This is a genomic window from Streptomyces sp. NPDC090741 (assembly GCF_044769045.1).
Classification (GTDB): Bacteria; Actinomycetota; Actinomycetes; order Streptomycetales; family Streptomycetaceae; genus Streptomyces.
This window is the reverse complement of sequence record NZ_JBIVXF010000040.1, coordinates 2,776-5,280: the sequence shown is the minus strand read 5'-3', so window position 1 is coordinate 5,280 and position 2,505 is coordinate 2,776. Positions and strand designations below refer to the sequence as shown.

General features: G+C 56.4%; 1 rRNA gene (only partly in view). It reads right to left on the bottom strand.

Annotated elements, in window-relative coordinates:
* Positions 1–31 precede the first annotated feature (31 nt).
* Positions 32–2,505: ribosomal RNA gene (locus ACIQU4_RS42200) — 23S ribosomal RNA — on the bottom strand; it runs 730 nt beyond the window's last position.

Genomic DNA, 2,505 nt, shown 5'->3' with positions numbered 1-2,505 from the left:
TTCAGAACTAACACAGTGGACGCGAGCAACTGAGGACAAGCCCTCGGCCTATTAGTACCAGTCAGCTCCACCCGTTACCGGGCTTCCACATCTGGCCTATCAACCCAGTCGTCTACTGGGAGCCTTACCCTCTCAAGGAGGTGGGAATACTCATCTTGAAGCAGGCTTCCCGCTTAGATGCTTTCAGCGGTTATCCCTCCCGAACGTAGCCAACCAGCCATGCCCTTGGCAGGACAACTGGCACACCAGAGGTTCGTCCGTCCCGGTCCTCTCGTACTAGGGACAGCCCTTCTCAATATTCCTACGCGCACAGCGGATAGGGACCGAACTGTCTCACGACGTTCTAAACCCAGCTCGCGTACCGCTTTAATGGGCGAACAGCCCAACCCTTGGGACCGACTCCAGCCCCAGGATGCGACGAGCCGACATCGAGGTGCCAAACCATCCCGTCGATATGGACTCTTGGGGAAGATCAGCCTGTTATCCCCGGGGTACCTTTTATCCGTTGAGCGACGGCGCTTCCACAAGCCACCGCCGGATCACTAGTCCCGACTTTCGTCCCTGCTCGACCCGTCGGTCTCACAGTCAAGCTCCCTTGTGCACTTACACTCAACACCTGATTGCCAACCAGGCTGAGGGAACCTTTGGGCGCCTCCGTTACTCTTTGGGAGGCAACCGCCCCAGTTAAACTACCCATCAGACACTGTCCCTGATCCGGATCACGGACCGAGGTTAGACATCCAGCACGACCAGAGTGGTATTTCAACGGCGACTCCACCCCAACTGGCGTTGGGGCTTCAAAGTCTCCCACCTATCCTACACAAGCCGAACCGAACACCAATATCAAACTATAGTAAAGGTCCCGGGGTCTTTCCGTCCTGCTGCGCGAAACGAGCATCTTTACTCGTAGTGCAATTTCACCGGGCCTATGGTTGAGACAGTCGAGAAGTCGTTACGCCATTCGTGCAGGTCGGAACTTACCCGACAAGGAATTTCGCTACCTTAGGATGGTTATAGTTACCACCGCCGTTTACTGGCGCTTAAGTTCTCAGCTTCGCACACCCGAAAGTGCACTAACCGGTCCCCTTAACGTTCCAGCACCGGGCAGGCGTCAGTCCGTATACATCGCCTTACGGCTTCGCACGGACCTGTGTTTTTAGTAAACAGTCGCTTCTCGCTGGTCTCTGCGGCCACCCCCAGCTCACGGAGTAAATCCGATCACCAGTGATGGCCCCCCTTCTCCCGAAGTTACGGGGGCATTTTGCCGAGTTCCTTAACCATAGTTCACCCGAACGCCTCGGTATTCTCTACCTGACCACCTGAGTCGGTTTAGGGTACGGGCCGCCATGAAACTCGCTAGAGGCTTTTCTCGACAGCATAGGATCATCCACTTCACCACAATCGGCTCGGCATCAGGTCTCAGCCTTAATGAGGGACGGATTTGCCTACCCCTCGGCCTACACCCTTACCCCGGGACTACCACCGCCCGGGCTGGACTACCTTCCTGCGTCACCCCATCGCTTACCTACTACAAGTCTGGTTCGTCGGCTCCACCACTTTCCTTTCCCCGAAGGGTCCGGAACGGCTTCACGGACTTAGCATCGCCTGATTCGATATTGGGCGTTTCAAAGCGGGTACCGGAATATCAACCGGTTGTCCATCGACTACGCCTGTCGGCCTCGCCTTAGGTCCCGACTTACCCTGGGCAGATCAGCTTGACCCAGGAACCCTTAGTCAATCGGCGCACACGTTTCTCACGTGTGTATCGCTACTCATGCCTGCATTCTCACTCGTGAACCGTCCACAACTAGCTTCCGCTGCTGCTTCACCCGGCACACGACGCTCCCCTACCCATCACAGCGGGCGTTGGCCCTATTGCTGCAATGACACGACTTCGGCGGTACGCTTGAGCCCCGCTACATTGTCGGCGCGGAATCACTTGACCAGTGAGCTATTACGCACTCTTTCAAGGGTGGCTGCTTCTAAGCCAACCTCCTGGTTGTCTCTGCGACTCCACATCCTTTCCCACTTAGCGTACGCTTGGGGGCCTTAGTCGATGCTCTGGGCTGTTTCCCTCTCGACCATGGAGCTTATCCCCCACAGTCTCACTGCCGTGCTCTCACTTACCGGCATTCGGAGTTTGGCTAAGGTCAGTAACCCGGTAGGGCCCATCGCCTATCCAGTGCTCTACCTCCGGCAAGAAACACACGACGCTGCACCTAAATGCATTTCGGGGAGAACCAGCTATCACGGAGTTTGATTGGCCTTTCACCCCTAACCACAGGTCATCCCCCAGGTTTTCAACCCTGGTGGGTTCGGTCCTCCACGAAGTCTTACCTCCGCTTCAACCTGCCCATGGCTAGATCACTCCGCTTCGGGTCTAGAGCGTGCAACTCAATCGCCCTATTCGGACTCGCTTTCGCTACGGCTTCCCCACACGGGTTAACCTCGCTACACACCGCTAACTCGCAGGCTCATTCTTCAAAAGGCACGCAGTCACGACTG